The sequence below is a fragment of the Actinacidiphila sp. bgisy167 genome (assembly GCF_965342175.1).
Classification (GTDB): domain Bacteria; phylum Actinomycetota; class Actinomycetes; order Streptomycetales; family Streptomycetaceae; genus Actinacidiphila.
Window position 1 is genome coordinate 1 of sequence record NZ_CBDRBL010000097.1, and the last position, 23028, is coordinate 23028.

The window sequence follows — 23028 nt, forward strand, 5'->3', positions numbered from 1 at the left end:
AGATGGAGGCCGACGGCGTCGCCTCCGGCGAGCCCTCCGTCTCCGTCAGCTGACCCATCGGCCCTTCCCGTGTCCCGGACCCCCGCGGTCCGGGATACGGGCAGGCAGCGGCGGATCACGCGTTCGCGAGGTAAGGTTCGGGGACTTCCCCCGGCCGCCGCGGCCCGTACGGTGAGGTGCCCCACGTGTTGACGACCACGACGACCAAGGTCATGGAACCCGGCGAACTCGACGCCGCCCTCGCGGTGCTCGACCGCGACCCGGTCGCCAACGCCTTCGTCGCCTCCAGGGTCGCCGTCGCCGGGCTCGACCCCTGGCGCCTGGGCGGCGAGATGTGGGGCTGGTACTCCGGGGGCCGCCTCGAGGCCCTCTGCTACGCGGGCGCCAACCTCGTCCCGATCTGCGCCGGTCCCGAGGCCGTGCGCGCCTTCGCCGAGCGGGCGCTGCGTGCGGGACGCCGCTGCTCCTCCATCGTCGGCCCCGCCGACGCCACCGCGGCGCTGTGGTCGCTGCTCGAACCCAGCTGGGGACCGGCCCGCGAGGTCCGCGCCCACCAGCCGCTGATGGTCACCCGCTCGCTGCCCTCGCAGGTCGAGCCCGACCCGTATGTGCGGCGGGTCCGCCGCGACGAGATGGACGTGATCATGCCGGCTTGCGTCGCCATGTTCACCGAGGAGGTCGGCGTCTCCCCGCTGGCCGGCGACGGCGGTCTCATCTACCAGGCCCGCGTCGCCGAACTCGTCGGCTCCGGCCGGGCGTTCGCCCGCATCGAGGACGGCAAGGTCGTCTTCAAGGCGGAGATCGGCGCCGTCACCCGGCACGCCTGCCAGATCCAGGGCGTCTGGGTCGCCCCCGAGCACCGCGGCCGCCGCCTGTCCGAGACCGGAATGGCCGCCGTCCTGCACTACGCGCTGCGCGACGTGGCCCCCGTGGCCAGCCTCTACGTCAACGACTTCAACGCGCCCGCCCGGGCGGCCTACCGCCGCGTCGGCTTCACTGAGGTCGGCGCCTTGATGAGCGTCCTGTTCTAGTAGTGTCGCCGCCCATGGAGGACGTGGCGGTCGAGCCGATCGACCTGGCGGCGCGGGTGGACGAGGCACTGGCCGTCCAGGCGGTCGCCTTCGGCCTGGGGGCCGAGGAGGTCGCCATCCGGCGGCAGATCGTGCTGCGGCACCTGTGCTTGCCCGGCGTCCGCGCGCTCGGCGCGCTCACCCCCGGCGGACGGCTCACCGGCTTCGTGTACGGCATGCCCAACAGCCGCACCCACTGGTGGTCCACGGTCGTCGAGCCCTACCTGCGGCGCGCCGGCACCGACGCGTGGCTCGACGACTCCTTCACCATCACCGAACTGCACGTCCACCCCGACTTCCAGGGCCGCGGCATCGGCCGCGCCCTCATCACCACCATCACCGACAGCGCCGACGAGCCCCGCAGCATCCTGTCCGCGATCGACACCGAGAGCCGGGCCCGGCGGCTCTACCGCGCCCTCGGCTACATCGACCTGGCCCGTCCCGTGCACTTCCCGAGCGCCGCCAGCCCTTACGCCGTCATGGGAGCCCACCTCCCGCTCGTCCGGTAAAAGGCGTTTCCGGCACCGGGCCACGGCTCGCTATCCTCGGCGGAACGGTACGAAACCCCTGGAGAGCCCCATGGTCCTGCGCATGTCCCGGCTGATGCTCAAGACGCTGCGCGACGACCCGGCCGATGCCGAGACCGCGAGCCACAAGCTCCTGGTCCGGGCCGGATATGTCCGCCGCTCTTCGGCGGGAGTGTGGACCTGGCTGCCGCTCGGCAAGCGGGTGCTGGAGAGCGTCGCCCGCGTCGTCCGCGAGGAGATGGACGCCATCGGCGGGCAGGAGGTCCTGCTGCCCGCGCTGCTGCCGAGGGAGAACTACGAGGCCACCGGGCGCGCCGGCGAGTACGGCGACCTGCTCTTCCAGCTCCGCGACCGCAAGGGCGCGCAGTACGTGCTCGGGCCCACGCACGAGGAGATCTTCACCCAGGTCGTGAAGGACCAGTGCACGTCCTACAAGGACCTGCCGGTGATCCTCTACCAGATCCAGACCAAGTACCGCGACGAGGCCCGGCCCCGGTCCGGCGTGCTGCGCGGCCGCGAGTTCCAGATGAAGGACTCCTACTCCTTCGACACCACCGACGAGGGCCTGGCCGAGGCGTACCGGCTGCACCGCGAGGCCTACATCAAGATCTTCACGCGGCTCGGCTTCGACTACCGCATCGTCTCCGCCGTCTCCGGCGCGATGGGCGGTTCGGCCTCCGAGGAGTTCCTCGCCCCGGCCGCGGCCGGCGAGGACACCTTCGTGGACTGCCCGGCCTGCGACTACGCGGCCAACACCGAGGCCGTCACCACCGTGGTGCCCCCGGTCGAGGGCGTGGCGCACCCGCCGCTGGAGGAGGTCGACACCCCTGGCACCCCCACCATCGAGACCCTCGCGGCCCACCTCGGTGTGCCGGCCTCGGCCACCCTGAAGAACCTGCTCGTCAAGGTCGACGGCGAGATCGTCGCCGTCGGCGTCCCCGGCGACCGCGAGGTCGACCTCGGCAAACTCGCCGAGCACCTCGCGCCCGCCGAGGTCGAGCTCGTCACGGCCGAGGACTTCGCCGGCCGCCCCGACCTCGTCCGCGGATACGTCGGCCCGCAGGGCCTCCCCGGCGTCCGCTACCTCGCCGACCCGCGCGTCGCCCTCGGCACGGCCTGGGTCACCGGTGCCAACAAGCCCGACACCCACGCCCGCAACGTCGTCTGCGGCCGCGACTTCGAGGTCGACGAGTACCTCGACGTCGTCACCGTCGAGCCCGGCGACCCCTGCCCGCGCTGCGGCGCGGGCCTCAAGCTGGACCGGGCCATCGAGATCGGACACATCTTCCAGCTGGGCCGCAAGTACGCCGACGCCTTCGAGCTCGACGTCCTCGGCCAGAACGGCAAGCCGGTCCGGGTCACCATGGGCAGCTACGGCATCGGGGTCTCCCGCGCCGTCGCCGCGCTCGCCGAGCAGACCGCCGACGGGCAGGGCCTGTGCTGGCCGCGCGAGGTCGCCCCGGCGGACGTCCACGTCGTGGCGGCGGGCAAGGCCCTGCAGACCGAGCTGGCCCTCGAGATCGCCGAGAAGCTGCACGCCGCCGGAGTCCGGGTCATCGTCGACGACCGCGCGGGTGTCTCGCCCGGTGTCAAGTTCACCGACGCGGAGCTGATCGGGGTGCCGACGATCCTGGTGGTGGGGCGAGGGGCGGCGGACGGGGTCGTCGAGGTCAAGGACCGCCGGAGCGGTGAGCGGGAGGAACTGCCGGTGGGGGAGGCGGTGTCCCGCCTCTCCGCGTAGCGGCTTCGCCGCGCTGCCCGGGCGTCGTTCGTGTGCGGCGCGTTGTGTGGTGGGGGGTTGCGGTTGTCTCCCCGCCCTCCCGCCCCCCAGCCTTCGGCCGGGGGACCCCGCATCCCCCACCCCCCTCCGTATCGCGAGGGACCAACGCCCGGTGGGGGGTGTCCGGGTCCATTCCGGCCTCCCCCAGCGGGATCTGCCCGAGCAGTACGGCCCGTGGGGCCGGGTGGAGGACCTGTTCCGCCGCTGGCAACGCGACGGCACCTGGCAGCGCTCCGCTACCGCGGCACCATCGCCGACAACGCCTGACACCACACCAGAGCAGCCGCCCTCAACCTCCGCCGACTGATCGACCTCGGACTCACCCACACCGACCGCACCTGGGCGCTCACCACGGCCACCACATAGGCCAAGGAGCCCCCGGCCCACCGCCGAACAGCCCCTTCACCAGGATCTTCACGACTCTTCTGGGCCTGTCCGACGGGTCGCGTCACCGCCCCCGCACCCGACAGCGCTGTCACTCGAATGGCCCAACGTGAAGTGCCACCCGCATGGGTGAAGATCAAGCTGAATAGTGTTCCGACAGAGGCAACCCGTGAAAGGGGAACCCATGCGCATTCGACGAAGCCTCGCCGCCGGTATCGCCACGGCAGCCCTCGCCGGACTCAGCCTGACAGGCGCCGCCACCGCCACCGCCGCCACCCACGCCGCCCCCACCGAAGCCGCCCCCACCGTGGGTGAGTGCGAGGATGGCGGCGGAACAGTCGATTGGGCAACCTGGACCTGCAAGGGCGGAAAGTACGACGGGCAGAAGATCGACTGACCCTCGCGAAGCGCGCCCCGCAGCCACGCGTCGCGGGGCGCTCCCACGCGACCGTAGTCGGGAGAGTCGCATGGACTGCGCGGATGGGGGGGCGGACCGACCGCTGCGGGTCGGGTGCGCCGAGAGTCGGTGCGGGTGCGGTCGGCCGAGCTGTTCGAGCAGGGCGGCGTCAAGCCACTGGAGGTGGCACAGCTTCAGCGTGTGAGCGGGAAGTCGGCCTATAGTGGCACCAGTTGTGGCGAGATGGTGGTGTAGGGGTCTGCTCTCTCGTGGCCCGAGCGCGGTGCCGTCTGTCCCGAGGAGGGACCGGCGGCGCATGGCTGGGTGGAGGACCAGGTGTGGACCGCCGGGAGGGAGGCGGCGGCCGGAGAGGTGGTGCAGCGGTGCCGGATGGCCGGACATCGCCCCATCCACCCCCCACCGGCCGTCAGGCGCCTGAGGAGACGGAGGGGTGGGGAGTTGGGGGCGCCCCCGGCCGAAGGCTGGGGGAGGGCCGATGTTCTGGACGGTGCGGCATATGTGTGTGCGGTATCCGGGGCACGATTCGTGCTGCCCGCACGCACATATGCCAGTCCAGGATGTCCAGCCCCGGAGGTCTCGCCCCCGGCCCCCGACGAACCTGCGAGGCGGCCACTGACCGCGCCGGGCGGGCGTGGGAGAAACCGCGACCACGACCACACGCGACCCGCACACGACTACACCCAGGACGCGAACTCCAGCAGCAGCTCACCCTCCTGACGGCCCCCCACGGACAGCGCCCACACGCCCGCCTCCACGGCCCGGAACAGGGACCAGGCGCGGAGGCGGTCCCGGTCGACCTCCAGGGAGTCGGAGAGCTTGGCGACCCTGCGCCGAGCGGCGGACTGCGAACCGGGCGAGGCGACCAGCGTCTCCAGGCGGTCGCGCACGAGCCACGCCAGGTCGTACGCGGGCTCGCCCACGACCGGCTTGGGGTCGATGGCCAGCCAGGGCACCCGGTCCGCGGCGAGCACGTTGCCGTGGTGGTAGTCGCCGTGCAGGAGGACGTCCCCGCCCGAGGCGCTCGCGCACAGGTCGTCGCGGACCGCGAGGGCCTCGTCGATCAGCAGGTGGGCCTCCTCGGGCACGTAACACTGCTCGCGCCGTTCGCGCAGCAGCGCCGCGAGGCGCGCCGTGTGCCGGGTGACCGTCGTGAACGGGTGCCCCTCGCCCGGGGGGACCCAGAGCCGCTGCAGGGTGGCGCTCGCCTCGAGCGTCGCCTTCTGCTCGGGCAGCGAGCGCAGCGACACGTCGCTGTGCAGGCGCTCCAGGAGGAGCGCCCCGGCGTCGGGGTCGGCCCGCAGCAGGCGGACCGCGCCGCGGCCGTCCCAGTGGGCGAGCGCGGCGTGCTCGTGCCGGGTCTCGTCCGTGACGAGGCCGATCTTGAGGGTCGCCGGGGTGTCGTCGGCCTGCCGCACCAGGACGACCATGCTGATCCGGCCGCCGGGGGAGAGCACCCGCTCGGGCCGCAGCTCCCAGCGCGCCAGGAGGTCCGCGACACGCTCGGGGAGGACGTCGAGCCAGGCCCGGCCCGCCTCGCCCTCCCGAGCGGTGACCGTGCGGACGAGCCGCTCGGGCGGTTCCAGGTGCCGGGGCTGTGGTGCCGGGGTCATGTGGGGGTACGTCCCTCCTGGTGCTCGACCGTCTCGGTGGCCGGCCGCGAGCGTTCGGCCAGCCCCGGGAAGGCTACGCTCCCTCCGCGCCAGCGCACCGCGCGGACCGCCGCCTCGCGAAGGGCGTCCGCGGCGTCCCGGCGCAGGTCTGCGGCGGCGGCGCGCACGAGGTCGGCGTAGACCCCGGCGACCCGGTCCTCCAGTTCCGCGGCGAGGCGCACGGCCGTCGTTCCGTCCGGGACCTCGAACGGCAGGGCGTACGCGGGCTCGGCCGCGACGGGTTCGCCGCCGAGGTCGCCGACGGTGCGGCGCAGGGCGTCACGGCGGGCGCGGTGCGCGTCGTACGCCTGCTGGGCCCGCTCGGCCAGTTCGCCGGCGACGCGGGCGCCGACGATGCCGTAGCCGTACACCGCGGCGTGCTCGGCCGCGAGCGCGGCCTGCACGGCCCCCAGCAGCGTGTGCCGTGCCATCAGTGCTCCCCCAGCAGCAGGACGTGCCCGGCGCCGCAGGCGGCCACCGAGGCGAGGAGACGGGCGAGTTCGGCCGGCGCGTCCACGAGCGCGGCGGCCCGCGCGTCGGCGAGCGCACGCTCGGCGACGGCGAGCGCGGACAACGCGTCAGCGGCCCGCGCCGGGACGGACGGCGTGGCCGACGGCGTCGGCGACGGCGAGGCGGAGGGGGACGCGTCGGGCCCGGACGGGTCGAACGCCTCGGCGTGGCGCGCCACTTCGGCCCGCAGCGGACGCAGGCGCCGGGCCAGGTCCGGGTGGGCCGCGGTGGTGGCGTCGTACCGCGCGAGCAGCGCCGCGCTGTCCCGGGCGGCCCGGCGGCGCAGGGCCACGGCCCGGTCGACCGACGGCGAGCCCTTGGCGGAAGTCCCCTCGGGCCGTGCTGCGTCGGAGCATCCGGCGAGCAGCCCGGCCGCCGCCGGCAGGGCGAGGGCGGCGCGGACCGCGCGCCGGCGGGGAATGTTGCTGAGCGGCACAGTGCCCCTTCCCGTGATGACCTCACGTGAGGGTACCGGCGCGGCGCCCCGAGGCCGCGACGGCGCCTCCGCGGCGCCGAATCGTCGATCCGGGGCACGAACCGATAGGCTTTGGCCCGACACACGACCTTCCATCACAACAGCACACGCGGCCGAGGAGTCACCCGGATGAGCACCACCCAGAGCGAGAGGCTGCGCGGGCTGCTGGAGCCGCTCGTCGTCAAGACGGGGCTCGAACTGGAAGAGGTCAAGGTGACCGCCGCCGGCAGCCGGCGGCAGCTCCAGGTGATCGTGGACTCCGAAGAGGGCGCCCCGCTGGACACGCTCGCCGAGCTGAGCCGGGAGATCTCGCAGCTCCTCGACGACACCGACGCCATGGGCGGGTCGCCGTACCTGCTGGAGGTCTCCTCGCCGGGGGTGGACCGCCCGCTCACCGAGCCGCGCCACTTCCGGCGCAACGAGGGCAGGCTGGTCAAGCTGACGACGTCCGGTGGCGAGCAACTGGTCGCACGGATCGTCGCGGTCGACGACGAGGGTCTCGACCTGGAGGTCCCGGGTGTCAAGGGACGCAAGCCCAAACCCGCCCGTGTCGCCTTCGGCGAGATCGCCAAGGCACGGGTGGAGATCGAATTCAGTCGCAAGGACCCGGCTGCTGCCGATACTGACGGCGACGAGAGCACTGAGGAGGCGTAGCCGTGGACATCGACATGAGTGCCCTGCGGGGTCTGGTCCGGGAGAAGGAGATCTCCTTCGACCTGCTGGTCGAGGCGATCGAGTCGGCGCTCCTCATCGCGTACCACCGCGAGCCGGGCAGCCGCCGCAACGCGCGCGTGGAGCTGGACCGCACGAACGGCCACGTCACGGTATGGGCCAAGGAGGACCCGTCGGAGACCCCCGAGGGCGTCGAGCCCCGGGAGTTCGACGACACGCCGAGCGGCTTCGGGCGGATCGCCGCGACCACGGCCAAGCAGGTCATCCTGCAGCGGCTGCGGGACGCGGAGGAGGAGATCACCTTCGGTGAGTACGCCGGCCGCGAGGGCGACATCGTCACCGGTGTGGTCCAGCAGGGCAAGGACCCCAAGAACGTCCTGGTCGACATCGGCAAGCTCGAGGCGATCCTGCCCGTGCAGGAGCAGGTGCCCGGGGAGGACTACAAGCACGGCACGCGGCTGCGCTCGTACGTCGTCCGGGTCGCCAAGGGCGTGCGCGGTCCGTCCGTGACGCTCTCGCGCACCCACCCCAACCTCGTGAAGAAGCTCTTCGCGCTGGAGGTCCCGGAGATCGCCGACGGTTCGGTGGAGGTCGCCGCGATCGCCCGCGAGGCGGGCCACCGCACGAAGATCGCGGTGCGTTCCGGCCGCTCCGGGCTGAACGCCAAGGGCGCCTGCATCGGCCCCATGGGCGCCCGCGTGCGCGCCGTGATGGCCGAGCTGAACGGCGAGAAGATCGACATCGTCGACTGGTCGGACGACCCGGCCGAGATGGTCGCCAACGCCCTGTCACCCGCTCGGGTGAGCAAGGTGGAGATCGTCGACATGGCCGCCCGCTCCGCGCGGGTGACCGTGCCGGACTACCAGCTCTCCCTTGCGATCGGCAAGGAAGGGCAGAACGCCCGCCTGGCCGCACGGCTCACGGGGTGGCGGATCGACATCCGGCCGGACACCGAGCAGGCCGACCAGTAGAACCCGCCGGTGACCGAGGAACAACCGTGCGTCGAATAACCCGGAGGGGTGAGGTCGGCGCGGGGAGGTAGACTAAGGATGTCTGGCCGGACGCACGACCCAGCACGCCCGGAGCGCACCTGCATCGGGTGCAGGGAGCGAGCGGCCAAGCGCGTTCTGCTGCGTGTGGCGGTGGTCGGGGAGGTCTGTGTCCCTGATCTTCGCGGTACGCTGCCCGGTCGGGGTGCCTATGTGCACCCCGACACCGTCTGTCTCGACCTGGCGGTCCGCCGCCGAGCGTTCCCGCGGGCCTTCCGGGCCCGGGGACCGCTGGACACCGCGGACCTCCGCGGGTACGTCGACCAGGCACACCGTGAGTAGGCAGGAAGACCGCTCGGGCGACCGCGCGGTCAGTACCCCGCGAGTTGGAAGTAGGTCGAGATTGCGATGAGCACTCGATGAGCACGCGATGAGTACGCCCATGAAGTAGCGACGGTCCGGCGGACGACCACCCCGGACCTCATGAAGGAGCGAAGTGGCTAAGGTCCGGGTATACGAACTCGCCAAGGAGTTCGGAGTTGAGAGCAAGGTCGTCATGGCCAAGCTCCAAGAACTTGGCGAATTCGTCCGTTCGGCGTCCTCGACGATCGAGGCGCCGGTTGTTCGCAAGTTGACTGACGCACTGCAGGGTTCCGGCGGCGGTTCCGCCGCCAAGCCCTCCGCAGCCAAGCCCGCGGCGCCGCGCAAGGCCGCGCCCGCGAAGCCGGCCATGCCCACTCCGGGCGCGCCGGCCCGTCCCGCTGCCCAGGCCCCGAAGCCGGCCGCGGGACCCGCCCCCACCCCCAGGCCCGCCGGCGGCCCCGCGCCGACCCCCGGCCCGCGCCCCACCCCGGGTCCCAAGCCGGCCCCGGCCAAGCCCGCGCCGGTCACCCCGGTGCCGCAGGCGGAGTTCTCCGCCCCGCCGGCGCCGCCGACCCCGCCGCAGGAGCGTCCGGCCCAGGCCGAGCGCCCCGCCGGCGGTCGTCCCGGTGCCGGCGGCCCGCGTCCGGGCGCCCGTCCCTCCGGTCCCGGCCAGCGCGACGGCGGCCGTGGCCAGGGCGGTCCCGGTGCTCCGCGTCCCGGGGGCCAGGCCCCGCGTCCGGCCGGTCCCCGTCCGGGCAACAACCCCTTCACCTCCGGCTCCACCGGCATGCCGCGCCCGCAGGCGCCCCGTCCCGGTGGCGGTCACGGCGGTGCCCCCGGCCAGCCCGGCCCGCGCCCCGGTGGCGCTCCCGGTGCCGCCGGTCCCCGTCCGGGTGGCGCTCCGCGCCCCGGTGGCGGCGCCGCTTCCGGCGGTCCGCGTCCGACCCCGGGCGGCATGCCCCGTCCGCAGGGCGGCGGCCCCCGTCCCAACCCCGGCATGATGCCGCAGCGTCCCGCTGCCGGCGGTGCCCCGGGTCGTCCGGGCGGTCCCGGTCGCCCCGGTGGCGGCCCCGGCGCGCGTCCCGGCGGCGGTGCCGGTCGTCCCGGTGGCGGCGGCTTCGCCGGCCGTCCCGGTGGCGGTGGCGGCGGTCGTCCCGGTGGCGGCGGCGGCTTCGGCGGCCCGCGTCCGGGTGGTGCCCCCGGCGGTGGCGGCGGCGGCTTCGCCGGTCGTCCCGGTGGCGGTGGCGGCTTCGGCGGCCGTCCCGGTGGTCCGGGTGGCCGCGGCGGCACGCAGGGCGCCTTCGGCCGGGGCCCCGGTGGCCGTCCGGCCCGTGGCCGCAAGTCGAAGCGGGCGAAGCGCCAGGAGTACGAGGCCATGCAGGCCCCGTCCGTGGGCGGCGTGCTGCTGCCCCGCGGCAACGGCGACACCGTGCGCCTCTCCCGTGGCGCCTCGCTGACCGACTTCGCAGAGAAGATCGGCGCCAACCCGGCGTCGCTCGTCCAGGTGATGCTCAACCTCGGCGAGATGGTCACGGCGACCCAGTCCGTCTCCGACGACACGCTGCAGCTGCTCGCCGACGAGATGAACTACACCCTCCAGATCGTCAGCCCGGAGGAGGAGGACCGCGAGCTGCTCGAGTCCTTCGACATCGAGTTCGGCGAGAACGAGGGCGGCGAGGAGGCGCTCGTCGCGCGTCCGCCGGTCGTCACCGTCATGGGTCACGTCGACCACGGCAAGACCCGCCTGCTCGACGCGATCCGCAAGACCAACGTGGTCGCGGGCGAGGCCGGCGGCATCACCCAGCACATCGGCGCCTACCAGGTGGCCACCGAGGTCAACGGCGAGCACCGGGCGATCACCTTCATCGACACCCCCGGTCACGAGGCGTTCACCGCCATGCGTGCCCGCGGTGCCAAGTCCACCGACATCGCGATCCTCGTGGTGGCGGCGAACGACGGCGTCATGCCCCAGACGGTCGAGGCGCTGAACCACGCCAAGGCGGCCGACGTGCCGATCGTGGTCGCGGTCAACAAGATCGACGTCGAGGGCGCGGACCCGACGAAGGTGCGCGGTCAGCTGACCGAGTACGGCCTGGTGGCCGAGGAGTACGGCGGCGACACCATGTTCGTCGACATCTCCGCCAAGCAGGGCCTGAACATCGACAGCCTGCTGGAGGCCGTGGTCCTCACCGCCGACGCCGCCCTCGACCTGCGGGCCAACCCCGAGCAGGACGCGCAGGGCATCGCGATCGAGGCCCACCTCGACCGCGGCCGCGGCGCCGTGGCGACCGTCCTGGTCCAGCGCGGCACCCTGCGGGTCGGCGACACCATGGTCGTCGGCGACGCGTACGGCCGTGTCCGCGCGATGCTCGACGACAACGGCAACACCGTCGACGAGGCCGGCCCCTCGACCCCGGTCCTGGTGCTCGGTCTGACGAACGTGCCGGGTGCCGGCGACAACTTCCTGGTCGTCGACGAGGACCGTACGGCCCGCCAGATCGCCGAGAAGCGCGCCGCCCGGGAGCGCAACGCGGCCTTCGCCAAGTCCCGCCGCCGGGTCAGCCTGGAGGACCTGGACAAGGTGCTCAAGGCCGGCGAGGTCCAGCAGCTCAACCTCATCATCAAGGGCGACGCGTCCGGTTCGGTCGAGGCCCTGGAGTCCTCGCTGCTCCAGCTCGACGTCGGCGAGGACGTGGACCTGCGCATCCTCCACCGGGGTGTCGGTGCGGTCACCGAGACCGACGTCACCCTGGCGGCGGGCTCCGACGCCATCATCATCGGCTTCAACGTGCGGGCCGAGGGCCGCGCCACGTCGCTGGCCGAGCGCGAGGGCGTCGACGTCCGCTACTACTCGGTGATCTACCAGGTCATCGACGAGATCGAGGCGGCGCTCAAGGGCATGCTCAAGCCCGAGTACGAGGAGGTGGAGCTCGGCACCGCCGAGATCCGCGAGGTCTTCCGCTCCTCCAAGCTCGGCAACATCGCCGGTGTGCTCATCCGCTCCGGCGAGGTCAAGCGCAACACCAAGGCGCGCCTGCTGCGCGACGGCAAGGTCGTCGCCGAGAACCTCACCATCGAGGGCCTGCGGCGCTTCAAGGACGACGTCACCGAGATTCGCGAAGGTTTCGAGGGCGGTATCAACCTCGGCAACTACAACGACATCAAGATCGACGACGTCATCGCGACCTACGAGATGCGCGAGAAGCCTCGCGCCTGATCGAGGCACACATGACCGGGGCCGGTTGGCGGAGGGTAAATTCCGTCGATCGGCCCCGGCCGTTGCCTTTACTGTGGTGATTGCTGTTCGCGGTGTCCGCACCGTTCACTACGAGGCCCCACAGGTCGGCTTGACCTGATGCCCATGTATGTAGGGACGCTGTCCTTCGACCTGCTTCTCGGCGACGTCCGCTCGCTGAAGGAGAAGCGGTCCGTCATCCGGCCGATCGTGGCCGAACTCCACCGCAAGTTCGCGGTGAGCGTCGCCGAGGTCGACCACCACGACCTCTACCGCAGGGCCGAGATCGGCGTCGCGGTCGTGTCCGGGGACCTCGGGCACATCAAGGACGTCCTCGGACGCTGCGAGCGCTGGATGGCCGCCCGCCCCGAGGTGGACCTGCTGTCCTCGCGGCATCGGGTGCACGGGGACGACGACTGACACTCACGTACCGAAGCGTGAAGAGAAGAGAGAAGAGCACGCATGACCGACACCGCGCGGGCGCGCAAGCTGGCGGACCGCATCCGGGTCGTGGTCGCGGAGACCCTCCAGAGGCGGATCAAGGACCCGCGACTGGGCTATGTGACGATCACGGACACCCGGGTCACCGGTGACCTGCGGGAGGCGACCGTCTTCTACACGGTCTTCGGGGACGACGAGGAGCGGGCCGCCTCGGCGGCGGCACTGGAGAGCGCCAAGGGCGTCCTCCGCTCGGAGGTCGGACGGCAGACCGGCGTGCGCTTCACGCCGACCCTGACGTTCGTCGCCGACGCGATCCCGGAGAACGCACGCACGATCGAGGACCTGCTCGCCAAGGCCCGCCTGGCCGACGCGGAGGTCCGCAGGACCGCCACGGACGCCTCCTACGCCGGCGACGCCGACCCCTACCGCAAGCCGGCGGAGGACGAGGACGACGAGGGCGACGACGAGGCGGAGGACGGCTCCCGATGAAGGACGGGCTTGTCATCGTCGACAAGCCGGGCGGGATGACCTCGCACGACGTCGTGTCCCGGCTGCGCAGGCTGGCCGGGACGCGGCGCGTGGGGCACGCGGGCACGCTCGACCCCATGGCCACCGGCGTCCTCGTCATCGGGGTCGAGAAGGCCACCCGGCTGCTCGGGCACCTCGCGCTGACCCGCAAGGAGTACGAGGCGACCATCCGGCTCGGCCGCAGCACGGTCACGGACGACGCGGAGGGCGAGGTCACGGCCGTGGTCCCAGCGGACGGCGTCACCCGTGAGGCCGTCGAGGCCGGCATCGTGCCGCTGACCGGCGACATCCTGCAGGTGCCGTCCAAGGTCAGCGCGATCAAGGTGAACGGCGTGCGCTCGTACGCCCGGGTGCGCGGCGGCGAGGACTTCGAGCTGGCGGCACGGCCGGTGACGGTGTCGTCGTTCGTCGTGCGGGACGTCCGGCACGTGGGGCTCGAGGACGGCGATGTCGTCGACGTCGACGTCACGGTCGAGTGCTCCTCCGGCACGTACATCCGGGCCCTCGCCCGTGACCTGGGCGCCGGGCTCGGCGTCGGCGGCCACCTCACCGCGCTGCGGCGCACCCGCGTCGGGCCCTACGGGGCCGGTCTCGCCCGCACGCTGGAGCAGCTCGCGGAGGCGTTCGAGGTGCTGCCGATCGGGGAGGCCGCGGCGGCGGCGTTCCCCCGGTGGGACGTGGACGCCCGGCAGGCGAAGCTGCTCGGCAACGGGGTGCGGCTGGACGCGCCGCCGTCCCTGGGGGCGGTGCCCACGGCGGTGTTCGGGCCGGAGCAGGAGTTCTTGGCGCTGGTCGAAGCGCGGGAGGGGCAGGCCCGGATTCTGGCCAACCTGCGCTGAGTCCGGCCGGGTGCGCGTGGTGCGCTGCGCGCACGGTGTGTGGGTGATGGGCCGGGGCGGGGCCTGAGGGTGGGCGTTCCGGACCGCATATCGATGTGCGTGGCGGGCGGTGTCCCTCGTGCCGTCAGCTGCGCAACACATACACGTCAGCGTCCAGAACGCCCACCACCCTTCCCCGGCCTTCGGCCGGGGGTGCCCCCACCTCCCACCTCCCCCCACCCCCTCCGTCTCGTCCGCGACCAGCCCCGCGGGCCCCGCCCCCGGCACCCGACGAACCTGCGAGGCGGCCACTGACCGCGTCGGGCACAGGGAAGGCGGGCGGGCAGAGCACGGTCCCGCACCGGGCCGCGACCCCACCGTAGCGGCGCGGGCCCTCCCCCCTGGCGGCCCGCGCCGCACGATCCCCCCTCCGCTCCCTATCCACATCGCGAGATCGATTCACTCCAACGGGCAGGCGCTCGGAGTGAAGAGAGGGAGCGCTGGGGGGCGCTTTCCACGGGGACCCGTCCTGCCGATCATCGGACCGCCTACGGTCGAACGGGGCACTGCGGCGGGGGAGGCGTGCGATGGCGGGAGACCGTGGCGGGGGAGGAGCGTGGGCGCGCGGCCGTGACGTGCGCACCCGCGTCGGCCTCCGGCGTGCCGGCCCGTTGTCACGGCGTGCCGTGCAACCGCCTCTGGCGCCCCTGGGCGCCGCCCAAGAGGCATGGAAGGCCCCCTCCCCGGGGGTGCCGCGCCGGTGGGGGGCCCGGCATGGCAGGCTTGGACCTGCACATCGAAGAACCATCGGCGGTCGAGGAGCGGTCACTGTGCAGCGCTGGCGAGGCTTGGAGGACGTCCCCGGGGACTGGGGACGCAGCGTCGTCACCATCGGCTCGTACGACGGCGTCCACCGCGGGCACCAGTTGATCATCGGCAGGGCCGTCGAGCGGGCCCGCGAGCTGGGCGTCGCCTCCGTCGTGGTCACCTTCGACCCGCACCCCAGCGAGGTCGTCCGCCCGGGCAGCCATCCACCGCTGCTGGCGGCCCACCACCGCCGTGCCGAGCTCATGGCGGAGCTGGGTGTGGACGCCCTGCTGATCCTCCCGTTCACGACGGAGTTCTCCCAGCTCTCCCCGGGCGACTTCATCCGCACCGTGCTGGTCGACGCCCTCCAGGCGCGGGTCGTCGTCGAGGGGCCGAACTTCCGCTTCGGGCACAAGGCCGCCGGTGACGTCGAGTTCCTGGCCGCGATGGGGCTGAAGTACGACTACGAGGTGGACGTCGTCGACCTCTATCTGACGGGCGAGGCGGGCGGCGGCCAGCCGTTCTCGTCCACGATGACCCGCCGCCTGATCGCCGGGGGCGACGTGGAGGGCGCCGCCGAGATCCTCGGCCGTCCGCACCGCGTCGAGGGCGTGGTCGTCCGCGGTGCGCAGCGCGGCCGCGACCTCGGCTACCCGACGGCGAACGTCGAGACCCTGCCGCACACCGCGATCCCCGCCGACGGGGTCTACGCCGGCTGGCTGCACGCGGGGGGCGATGCCATGCCCGCCGCGATCTCCGTGGGCACCAACCCCACCTTCGACGGGACCTCCCGCACCGTCGAGGCGTACGCCATCGACCGCGTCGGGCTGGACCTGTACGGGCTGCACGTGGCCGTCGACTTCCTCGCCTACCTGCGCGGCATGGAGAAGTTCGACACGATCGACGCCCTTCTCGAGCGGATGGCGGACGACGTCAAGCGTGCCCGGGAACTGGTCGACGCCCACGGCGCCACCGAGTGAGCCCGCGGCCGGAGCGCCGCTGACCGACGAAAGGGCCTGTCCCGCCTCGATGGCGGGACAGGCCCTTTTCCTCACTGCTGCCGGGTCCAGCCGGGCGGGACCGGCCCCGGGGGCTGCTGCCCTGGCTGTGCCTCCTGCGGCGACGGGGGCGGCTGCTGCTGGGTCCAGCCCTGGGGCATACCGCCCTGTGCGGGCGGTGGCGGCGCCGGCTGCGCGTGCGGCTGCTGCGGGTGGCCGTACCCCTGCTGCGGGGGCGCGGGCTGCTGCGGCGGGTACGGCTGCTGCGCCTGCTGGGGCGGGTAGACGCCCTGGGCCTGCTGGGCGCGGACGAAGTCCTCGGCCACCAGCGAGGCCAGGTGGAAGTACGCCTCCCGGGTCTTCGGCCGCATCATGTCCAGGTCGACCTCGGCGCCCGCGGCGAGGTGTTCGTCGAAGGGCACCACGACGACGCCGCGGCAGCGGGTCTCGAAGTGCGCGACGATGTCGTCGACCTTGATCATCTTTCCGGTCTCGCGGACCCCCGAGATCACGGTGAGGCTGCGCTGCACGAGGTCGGCGTAGCCGTGCGCGCCGAGCCAGTCGAGGGTCGTGCTGGCGCTGCTGGCACCGTCCACCGACGGGGTGGAGACGATGATCAGCTGGTCGGCAAGGTCGAGCACGCCGCGCATGGCGCTGTAGAGCAGTCCGGTGCCCGAGTCCGTGAGGATGATCGGGTACTGCTGGCCCAGCAGGGCCACCGCGCGGCGGTAGTCCTGGTCGTTGAAGGTGGTGGAGACCGCCGGGTCCACGTCGTTGGCGATGATCTCCAGACCGGAGGGCGCCTGCGAGGTGAAGCGGCGGATGTCCATGTAGCTGTTGAGCTGCGGCAGCGCCTGGACCAGGTCGCGGATCGTCGCGCCGGTCTCCCGGCGCACACGGCGGCCGAGGGTGCCGGCGTCCGGGTTGGCGTCGATGGCGAGGATCTTGTCCTGGCGCTCGGACGCGAGCGTGGCGCCCAGGGCGGTGGTGGTCGTCGTCTTGCCTACGCCGCCCTTGAGGCTGATCACCGCGATCCGGTAGCAGGACAGCACCGGGGTGCGGATGAGGTCCAGCCTGCGCTGGCGCTCCTGCTCCTCCTTCTTGGCGCCGATCTTGAAGCGCGAGGGCTGGTTGTTGTTCTTGCGGGCCTTCGGCTGCTGGCGCAGCAGACGGTCCGACGACAGCTCCACGGCCGCGTTGTAACCGAGCGGGGCGCCGTGCGTCACACGCTGCTGCTGCTGCTCCTGACCCGGACCGGGGCCGCCCCAGCCGGCCGCGGTGCGTGGGTCCACGGGCGGGGTGGGCGGTTGCTGCTGCTGCTGGGGAGGGACCGGCGGCTGGGGCTGGACGGAGGGGCCGGGCCCGGGCTGCGGGTGGCCGTAGTGCGGCGGCGGAGGGGTGGCGCCGTCGGCGTAGGGCGGCATCGGCTGCTGCCCCTGCTGCGGGAACGGACCGGGGGCCGGCGCGGGTGCCGGGGGCTGCTGCGGGAACGGACCGGGGGCCGGCGCGGGTGCCGGGGGCTGCTGCGCGTACGGCGGCAGGGGCGGCTGGGGCCCCGACTGGGGCTGCTGCGCGTACGGCGGCAGGGGCGGCTGGGGCTGCTGCGGTGCGTCAGGGCCCGGCTCGGGCTGCGGGTAGCCGTACCCCTGCTGCGGGTAGGGAGGTTGGGGCTGCGCCTGGGGCGGCTGCTGCGCGTGGGCGTCGTTCCAGGCCGCGCCCTGGTGCGGCGGCTGCGGGTAGCCGTAGCCGTGCGGCGGCGGCGCCGGATGGGGGTAGCCGTAGCCGTAGGGCTGCTGCGGTGCGGGCCCGCCCCACGGCCCGCCCTGGTGCGGGTGCGGGTAGCCGTACCCCTGCTGCGGCGGCTGCGGGTGGCCGTACCCCTGCTGCGGCGTCTCCGGCGGGGTGGCCGGCTGGTACTCCGGCGGCAGCGGCGGCACGTGGGACTGCGGTGCCGGTGCCGGCGCGGGAGGCTGCGGGACGGCGGGTGGCTGCTGCTGGGCCTGCGGCTCAGGCTGCTGCTCGGGTGCCGTCGGGGCCGTGGCCTCGGGCGTCCCGGGCGCCCCCGGGGCCTGGGGCGTCACCTCGGCGGCGACGGGTGCGGGCTCCTGTGCCGGCGCTTCCGAAGAGCGCGGTCCGTCGGGCGGGGTGCTTCCGGATTCGGCGGCGGCCGCATCGCGAGCGGCGTCGCGGGACACCGGAGCGGGCTGCGGCTGCGGCTGCGAGGGTGTGGGGGCGGGCGGTTGTTCCGGCTGCGGCTGGGAGAGTTGCGGCTCCTGCGGCGCCGCACCGGCAGCGGCCGTCGGCACGGGCGCCTCCGGCGGATTCGCCGGGGGACCGACGGGCGGCGGCGGACTCACCTCGGTGCCGGGAGCCGGGGGAGGAGGCGTGGGCGTGCCTCCGCCCGCCTGCTGCGTGTACCAGGACGGCGGCGCGTAGTCGATCTGGAACTCGCCCGTGAGGTCCGCGTCGGACTGCTCTCCGTCCGGGGCGGCTCCGCCCGTGCGGATGTCGTCCTGATCGCTGCTCACTGTGCCTCCTGGTCAACTGATGTGCACGCCCCGCCCATCGGAGCGGACGCGTTTCCCCCGGCTCGAAGTTCCCGCGGCACAGCCGCCGCGGTTCACCGGAAGAGCCTAGTCACCCGGCCCGCGGATAGGGCAAGCGTCGTCGGCATCAGGACGGGCACGCCGTCGTGATGCCCCCTTTGTCCTCCAACGGGAGTCCGGCGTCCGCGAGTCGGGCGACCGACGCGGATTCCCGAACCCCCGTGCCTCCTGGCCCTTGCCCCGTGCCGCCACGCGGTAACCGCCGCGGCACGAGAGCGCCGCGGAGCGCGTCCCTCCGTGGGCCGGTCGCGGATCAGTCCACGCGCCGGGCCGGGCCGAGAAGGCCGGTCTCCGCGTCGGTGGGCTGCGTCATCACGAACTGCCGGTGCCTGCGCGTGCACCACATCGTCACGTTGTCGCCGAGCGTCGGCAGCGCCGCCACATCGGCCTCCGCCAGCCCCATGACCCGGCCGATGACCTCGGCCTCCTCGGGCGAGACCCGCTGCAGCCCGACCACGTCCGCGCCGGCGAGCAACCGGGGCGCCGTCGGCCCGAGGTACGGCAGCAGGGTCACGACGGACTGCCAGGACTGCGCCGCCACCCGGCTGCGCGGCGGACGGGCCCCGCAGTCCCGGACGATGACGACGGGGCTGTGCACCGAGGGGCCCTGAGGGGCGATCCGGCCCACCTCGTGCACGGTCACGCACTGCTGGCCGCCGCCCGCCGCCTGCGCCATCGGCGCCCACGACTGCGGGCGGGCGGTCTCCACCGCGACCCGGGCGCCGGTCGCCGCGGCCCGCAGCGACAGCACCTGCGCCAGCCACATGCTGCCGACCAGCACCACGTCGAGCCGGACCGGACGGCTCAGCGCCAGCACCGCGGGCTGGTTCGCGGCGTCGATCCCGATGACCACCCCGTCGTCACCGATCGGCAGGGACAGCCCGGACAACTGCCCGGGCGCCACGGTGTGCCGGTCGCGACGCGGCCCGAGCAGCCCGAACGCGGCCCGCAGCGTGCGCCGTCCGGCACCGGCGAGCGAGGAGCCGCGCGGGTCGGAGCCCTGCGGCAGATGCGACGCGTGCGGGCCGGCGCCGGGGAAGCCGGAGCCCGCACCCGGGCGCTGACCGCCGAAGGCGGGAACGGTCGGAGCCGGCATCAGCGGGTACCTCCCAGGGGCAGCGTGGCGAGGGTGCCGGGCACCTGTTCGCGGTCCAGCCGCACCAGGCCCAGCCGGGACGAGGTCGCGAGAAGCTCCAACTGGCGCCGCGCCTCGACAAGTTCGTTCTCACTGCGGCCGGTCAGCCGTACGTACCCGGACAGCAGCGCGGCACGGCTTCCCCCCGGCGCGAGGACCAGCGAGAAGGTGCTGGCCAGTGCGGGCGAGGAGGTCAGCAGGCCGACCAGATCGGGCAGTGCGGTGCCGCCGGAGCCCAACTGCGGCCAGCGGCTGATCCAGTACGTGGTGTGCCAGCGGTCGTCGCAGCGCCATGTGCGGGGGCTCTCCGAGGTGCGGCGCGCCTGCCGGCTGCCGTCGAGGGCCGAGCCGCCCGTCGTGGCGAGGGGGTTCACGCAACTCGACGTCGCCACGGCGGCGACGATCTCGGGCTCGGTCAGCACCCGGGCCTCGAGACCGGTGCCCGCCAACCGGCTCACCAGGTGGTCGGCGGCCCGCAGCAGGGCGCGCCGCGCCCCGGCCATGCCGCCGCCCCGCGCCTGCACCGCCTCCGGGCACAGCTCGGGATCGAGCTTGATCGCGACCCAGGTCAGGCGCAGTCCCGGCGTCCGGCTCTGCGCCTGCAGCGGCGCGTAGGAGCGCGCGGCCACCGCCTGCTGGGGCAGGTGCGGGGCCGGGGCGGGCTGGGTGTGCTGGACGACCTGCACCGACGCCAGCCGGATGTCGTCGACGGTCAGCAGGCCGTGCAGCAGGTCCAGGGGCAGCGAGCGAAGTCCGCGAGCCGGGCGCAGTGGCTCGTCGACCGCCTGCACCTGGATGACGGCGGTCAGGAAGGTGCCGTCGCCGACCATGCCGATCTCGCGCTGCCCGCGCTCGTCGGTGTAGCCGTAGGTGCGCAGTGCCGGATCGCACTCCACGGCCGGGACGAAACCGGGGTCGGTGCCCTGCGGGACGACGACGGCGTTGCGCCGCTGACGGGCCTTCAGCGCACGGGCGGCGGCCATCCACTCCGCCATCGGGCGGCCGCGCCGCCTCAGCAGGCCGAACAGCAGCAGCGGCAGCGCGACGGCCGTGGCCACGACGGGACCGGCCACCGGATGGATCAGCCAGCCGCCCAGCAGCAGTGCGAGTGCCAGTTCGACCAGCACGAGTTGCTGCACCCGCACGGGGCCCATGCTCCCCGGTCTGCGGGTCATCGCCGGCGACACGGCCCCGGGCCTCGCCGCGGGGATCGCCCCGCCTCTGCCGTCCGCGGGCGGTCCGGCGTACTGCTGCGGTGGCTCGTCGCCCGGACTGCGCCGGGACCTGGTCGCGGTGGTCATCCCCCGTACAACCCTTCTGCTCCTGCCGGTGCCTTGCCGTATGGCCGGCGTCCCGCGCCGTCCGGCGCGCGTTCGCGTCCACCGGCCGGCCGGCCGGAGAGGACGCCGCGGTTACCGCTGGCGGGCCGATCGCGCTACCCCGTACCGTACGGTGCGATCGTCACACGGCATAGTAGGGGTCCCCTTCGCCGCAGCCGTCACTTCGGCGGGCCGACCGGGCCGGGGACGCCACAACCACGCAGCAAAAACGGGGAGTTGACGCGGAAATGGCGACACGTAGGGATGAGCTGAACGCCTACTCCTTCGCGCGCAGGCGCACGGTGGCCGCCTTCCTCCAGCCCTCCCCGCACGGTTCGGAGGAAGCCGCCCCTCGACCGCTGAAGACCGTCGCTCCGAGCCTCGTCGTGGGCCTGCTCGTCGTGGTCGGCTTCGGATTCTGGGGCATATTGAAGCCCACCGCGCCCAAGGGCTGGGACACCCCCGCTCAGAAGGTCATCGTGGGGGACGAATCCACCACCCGCTACGTCGTGCTGAAGACCAACGGCGAGCCCCAGCTGCATCCCGTGCTCAACCTCGCCTCCGCCCGACTGCTGCTCGACCCGGAGAAGTTCGAGGTCATCAAGGTCAAGGAGTCGGCGCTCGACAACAGCGGCATGACGCTCGGCAGCACCATCGGCATCCCCTACGCCCCCGACCGGCTGCCCTCCCAGGCCGACGCGGGAAAGCCCAAGATCTGGGCGCTGTGCGAGACCCCGGGCGGCGGCACGGACCGTACCGCACGGCGGGCGGTTCTTGTCATCAACCAGGACAAGCCCAGGGAGGCGGCTCTCGTCGGGGGGCGCAACCGGCTCCGGGACGACGAGGCCATGTACATCCAGGTGCCCGGCCGCGCCGAGTACCTGGTGACGGACCGCGGCTTCACCTTCCGGCTCGGCGGTCCCGACGGGAAGCAGAGTCCGGAGCTGGTCAACACTCTCCGCCAGGTCATCTTCGGCGCCTCCGCCCAGCCGCAGAGGGTGGACGCCGACTTCCTGGCGACTCTCAACAACGCGCCGGGCGCGGCCATCGACTTCCCGAAGGTCGACGGTATCGGCGGGCCGTCCACCGCTTCGGGACTCGGTCGCGAGCACGCGAAGGTGGGCCTGGTGCTGAAGGCCAACGACGACCAGTACGTGGTACAGCCGGACCGTGTCGTCCGCGTCACCGACTTCATGGCGAAGCTGCTGCTGAACAGTCCTCAGGCGAAGTCGCTGTACAGCGGATCGCCGGAGGCGGTCTCCGTCAACGTGAGCGAGGTGACCTCGGCACGCGCGGGCGAGACCTTCAAAGACGAGCTCGGCTGGCCGGAGAAGGAGGTCACGCAGGCGAACACGCAGGACGACAACGACGGCCGAAGGGTCGCGTGCAGCGTGTACAGCGGCGTCGACGACAAGCTGACCAAGCGGCCGGCGATGACCATGTGGGCCGGGAAGAAGTTCCCCCGGGATGTGGCGCAGAGCGGTACGAACACCTACGTCTCGCCCGGTAGCGGCCTCTTCTACAAGGCGTACGACGGCACCGACAAGCGCATCGGCTCCATCTTCCTGGTCACCGACACGGGACTGCGCTACTCGGTGCCGACGACCGGTGACAGCGACAGCGGAGGCGCGGCCAAGCAGGACGACGCGGTCGGCGTCGTGCAGACCAAGCTGGGCTACGCGAAGAACTCCCCGGTGCCGGTGCCGCGGATCTGGTCCGACCTCCTCTCGAGCGGACCGACGCTCGACGTCGACGGGGCAAAGCAGGCGCAGGGGTCCTGAACTGGCATGTCCCGACCCGCTCCCGATATTGATTGAGCGCAAAACAAAGCGATGGCCTAAGCTGCAACTCCCGTGCGTCCGTGAGGGTTTGGTGACGACGGTCAGGATTCTGATACGGATCCGGCTAACTGTTCGCCTTGTCGCTGCTATTGGCTAGAGTTGAAGTCCGACGGCATCTTCGCGTGTTCGTCGAATCCGATCTTCTACGTCTCATGGGGGACGCCAGACATGGCTGGACAGCAGTTCACCATGACCGAGGCGGAGATGGTTGCTTTCAGCAACCGCATCTCCACGGTCAACTCCTCGATCCAGGGCGAGATCCGTCGGCTCCAGACCGTGATCGACACGATCACCTCGGGGTGGAAGGGCTCCGCCGCCACGGCGTACAACAACCTGCAGACGCAGGTCAACCAGGATGCCAACAAGATCAACCAGATCCTGGGTGACATCAAGGAAGCCATCGACGCGAGCACCAGGAACTACTCCGCCTCCGAGGAGGAGCAGCGCTCCGCCATCCAGAGCA

21 protein-coding genes and 1 pseudogene are annotated in these 23028 nt (G+C 73.0%); 16 read left to right on the top strand and 6 right to left on the bottom strand.

Annotated elements, in window-relative coordinates; genetic code table 11:
- Positions 1-185 precede the first annotated feature (185 nt).
- From ACRWND_RS26920 to ACRWND_RS26945, 6 genes and pseudogenes are all read left to right on the top strand, one after another.
- Positions 186-1031 (top strand): GNAT family N-acetyltransferase, encoded by an 846-nt coding sequence (locus ACRWND_RS26920; RefSeq protein WP_431953819.1) that lies wholly within the window; start codon positions 186-188, stop codon positions 1029-1031.
- Between the two features lie 14 nt (positions 1032-1045).
- Positions 1046-1579 carry a GNAT family N-acetyltransferase gene (locus ACRWND_RS26925; protein ID WP_431953821.1) on the top strand — a complete coding sequence of 178 codons (534 nt, stop codon included), beginning with the start codon at positions 1046-1048 and terminating at the stop codon, positions 1577-1579.
- 70 nt (positions 1580-1649) lie between these two features.
- Positions 1650-3338 carry a proline--tRNA ligase gene (locus tag ACRWND_RS26930; protein ID WP_431953823.1) on the top strand — a complete coding sequence of 563 codons (1689 nt, stop codon included), beginning with the start codon at positions 1650-1652 and terminating at the stop codon, positions 3336-3338.
- 151 nt (positions 3339-3489) lie between these two features.
- Entirely contained in the window at positions 3490-3684 is a 195-nt protein-coding gene (locus ACRWND_RS26935) for a transposase (RefSeq protein WP_431953825.1), read from the top strand.
- Positions 3685-3945: 261 nt separating this feature from the next.
- A complete protein-coding gene (locus ACRWND_RS26940; RefSeq protein ID WP_431953827.1) occupies positions 3946-4158 on the top strand; it encodes a hypothetical protein in 213 nt (70 codons plus the stop codon).
- Between the two features lie 75 nt (positions 4159-4233).
- Positions 4234-4518, top strand: a pseudogene (locus tag ACRWND_RS26945) (helix-turn-helix domain-containing protein); the annotation flags it as partial.
- Between the two features lie 335 nt (positions 4519-4853).
- Here ACRWND_RS26945 and ACRWND_RS26950 read toward each other — a convergent pair.
- The 3 genes from ACRWND_RS26950 to ACRWND_RS26960 are packed head-to-tail and all read right to left on the bottom strand — an operon-like array spanning position 4854 to position 6774.
- Complete coding sequence (locus tag ACRWND_RS26950; protein WP_431953829.1) at positions 4854-5789, bottom strand: aminoglycoside phosphotransferase family protein; 936 nt, start codon at positions 5787-5789, stop codon at positions 4854-4856.
- Positions 5786-6259: a ferritin-like domain-containing protein gene (locus tag ACRWND_RS26955; protein WP_431953831.1), complete on the bottom strand. Its 474-nt coding sequence runs from the start codon at positions 6257-6259 to the stop codon at positions 5786-5788. Before ACRWND_RS26955 ends, ACRWND_RS26950 begins: the two co-directional genes overlap by 4 nt.
- The gene (locus ACRWND_RS26960; protein WP_431953833.1) at positions 6259-6774 is read right to left on the bottom strand and encodes a hypothetical protein; all 516 of its coding nucleotides are present in this window, start codon (positions 6772-6774) and stop codon (positions 6259-6261) included. Before ACRWND_RS26960 ends, ACRWND_RS26955 begins: the two co-directional genes overlap by 1 nt.
- Before the next feature lie 168 nt (positions 6775-6942).
- Between ACRWND_RS26960 and rimP the strand changes: the two genes are divergently transcribed.
- From rimP to ACRWND_RS27000, 8 genes are all read left to right on the top strand, one after another.
- Entirely contained in the window at positions 6943-7467 is a 525-nt protein-coding gene (rimP, locus tag ACRWND_RS26965; protein WP_431953835.1) for a ribosome maturation factor RimP, read from the top strand.
- Between the two features lie 2 nt (positions 7468-7469).
- Positions 7470-8456, top strand: coding sequence for a transcription termination factor NusA (gene nusA / locus ACRWND_RS26970; protein ID WP_431953837.1), 987 nt, complete (start codon positions 7470-7472; stop codon positions 8454-8456).
- A 78-nt stretch (positions 8457-8534) separates the two neighbouring features.
- Positions 8535-8816, top strand: a complete 282-nt coding sequence (locus ACRWND_RS26975; protein WP_431953839.1) for a YlxR family protein — start codon at positions 8535-8537, stop codon at positions 8814-8816.
- A 154-nt stretch (positions 8817-8970) separates the two neighbouring features.
- On the top strand, positions 8971-12054 hold the full coding sequence (infB, locus tag ACRWND_RS26980; protein ID WP_431953841.1) for a translation initiation factor IF-2: 3084 nt from the start codon (positions 8971-8973) through the stop codon (positions 12052-12054).
- A gap of 144 nt (positions 12055-12198) precedes the next feature.
- Positions 12199-12492: a DUF503 domain-containing protein gene (locus tag ACRWND_RS26985; protein ID WP_431953859.1), complete on the top strand. Its 294-nt coding sequence runs from the start codon at positions 12199-12201 to the stop codon at positions 12490-12492.
- Positions 12493-12534: 42 nt separating this feature from the next.
- Positions 12535-13002: a 30S ribosome-binding factor RbfA gene (gene rbfA, locus ACRWND_RS26990; RefSeq protein ID WP_431953843.1), complete on the top strand. Its 468-nt coding sequence runs from the start codon at positions 12535-12537 to the stop codon at positions 13000-13002.
- Positions 12999-13880, top strand: coding sequence for a tRNA pseudouridine(55) synthase TruB (gene truB, locus ACRWND_RS26995; RefSeq protein ID WP_431953845.1), 882 nt, complete (start codon positions 12999-13001; stop codon positions 13878-13880). Before rbfA ends, truB begins: the two co-directional genes overlap by 4 nt.
- Before the next feature lie 809 nt (positions 13881-14689).
- Positions 14690-15646, top strand: a complete 957-nt coding sequence (locus ACRWND_RS27000; protein ID WP_431953847.1) for a bifunctional riboflavin kinase/FAD synthetase — start codon at positions 14690-14692, stop codon at positions 15644-15646.
- 71 nt (positions 15647-15717) lie between these two features.
- On the opposite strand, the gene ACRWND_RS27005 is transcribed toward ACRWND_RS27000, so the two are convergent.
- The 3 genes from ACRWND_RS27005 to eccE all read right to left on the bottom strand — a co-directional run bounded on the left by ACRWND_RS27005 (position 15718) and on the right by eccE (position 20706).
- Complete coding sequence (locus tag ACRWND_RS27005; protein WP_431953849.1) at positions 15718-18192, bottom strand: SCO5717 family growth-regulating ATPase; 2475 nt, start codon at positions 18190-18192, stop codon at positions 15718-15720.
- Between the two features lie 331 nt (positions 18193-18523).
- Positions 18524-19366, bottom strand: a complete 843-nt coding sequence (locus ACRWND_RS27010; protein ID WP_431953851.1) for a hypothetical protein — start codon at positions 19364-19366, stop codon at positions 18524-18526.
- Entirely contained in the window at positions 19366-20706 is a 1341-nt protein-coding gene (gene eccE, locus ACRWND_RS27015) for a type VII secretion protein EccE (RefSeq protein WP_431953853.1), read from the bottom strand. The genes ACRWND_RS27010 and eccE overlap by 1 nt, the downstream gene beginning before the upstream one ends.
- Before the next feature lie 266 nt (positions 20707-20972).
- On the opposite strand from eccE, the gene eccB reads away from it, so the two are divergent.
- Entirely contained in the window at positions 20973-22505 is a 1533-nt protein-coding gene (gene eccB / locus ACRWND_RS27020) for a type VII secretion protein EccB (protein WP_431953855.1), read from the top strand.
- A gap of 228 nt (positions 22506-22733) precedes the next feature.
- The coding region (locus ACRWND_RS27025; RefSeq protein ID WP_431953857.1) for a WXG100 family type VII secretion target at positions 22734-23028 on the top strand (295 nt) is incomplete at its 3' end.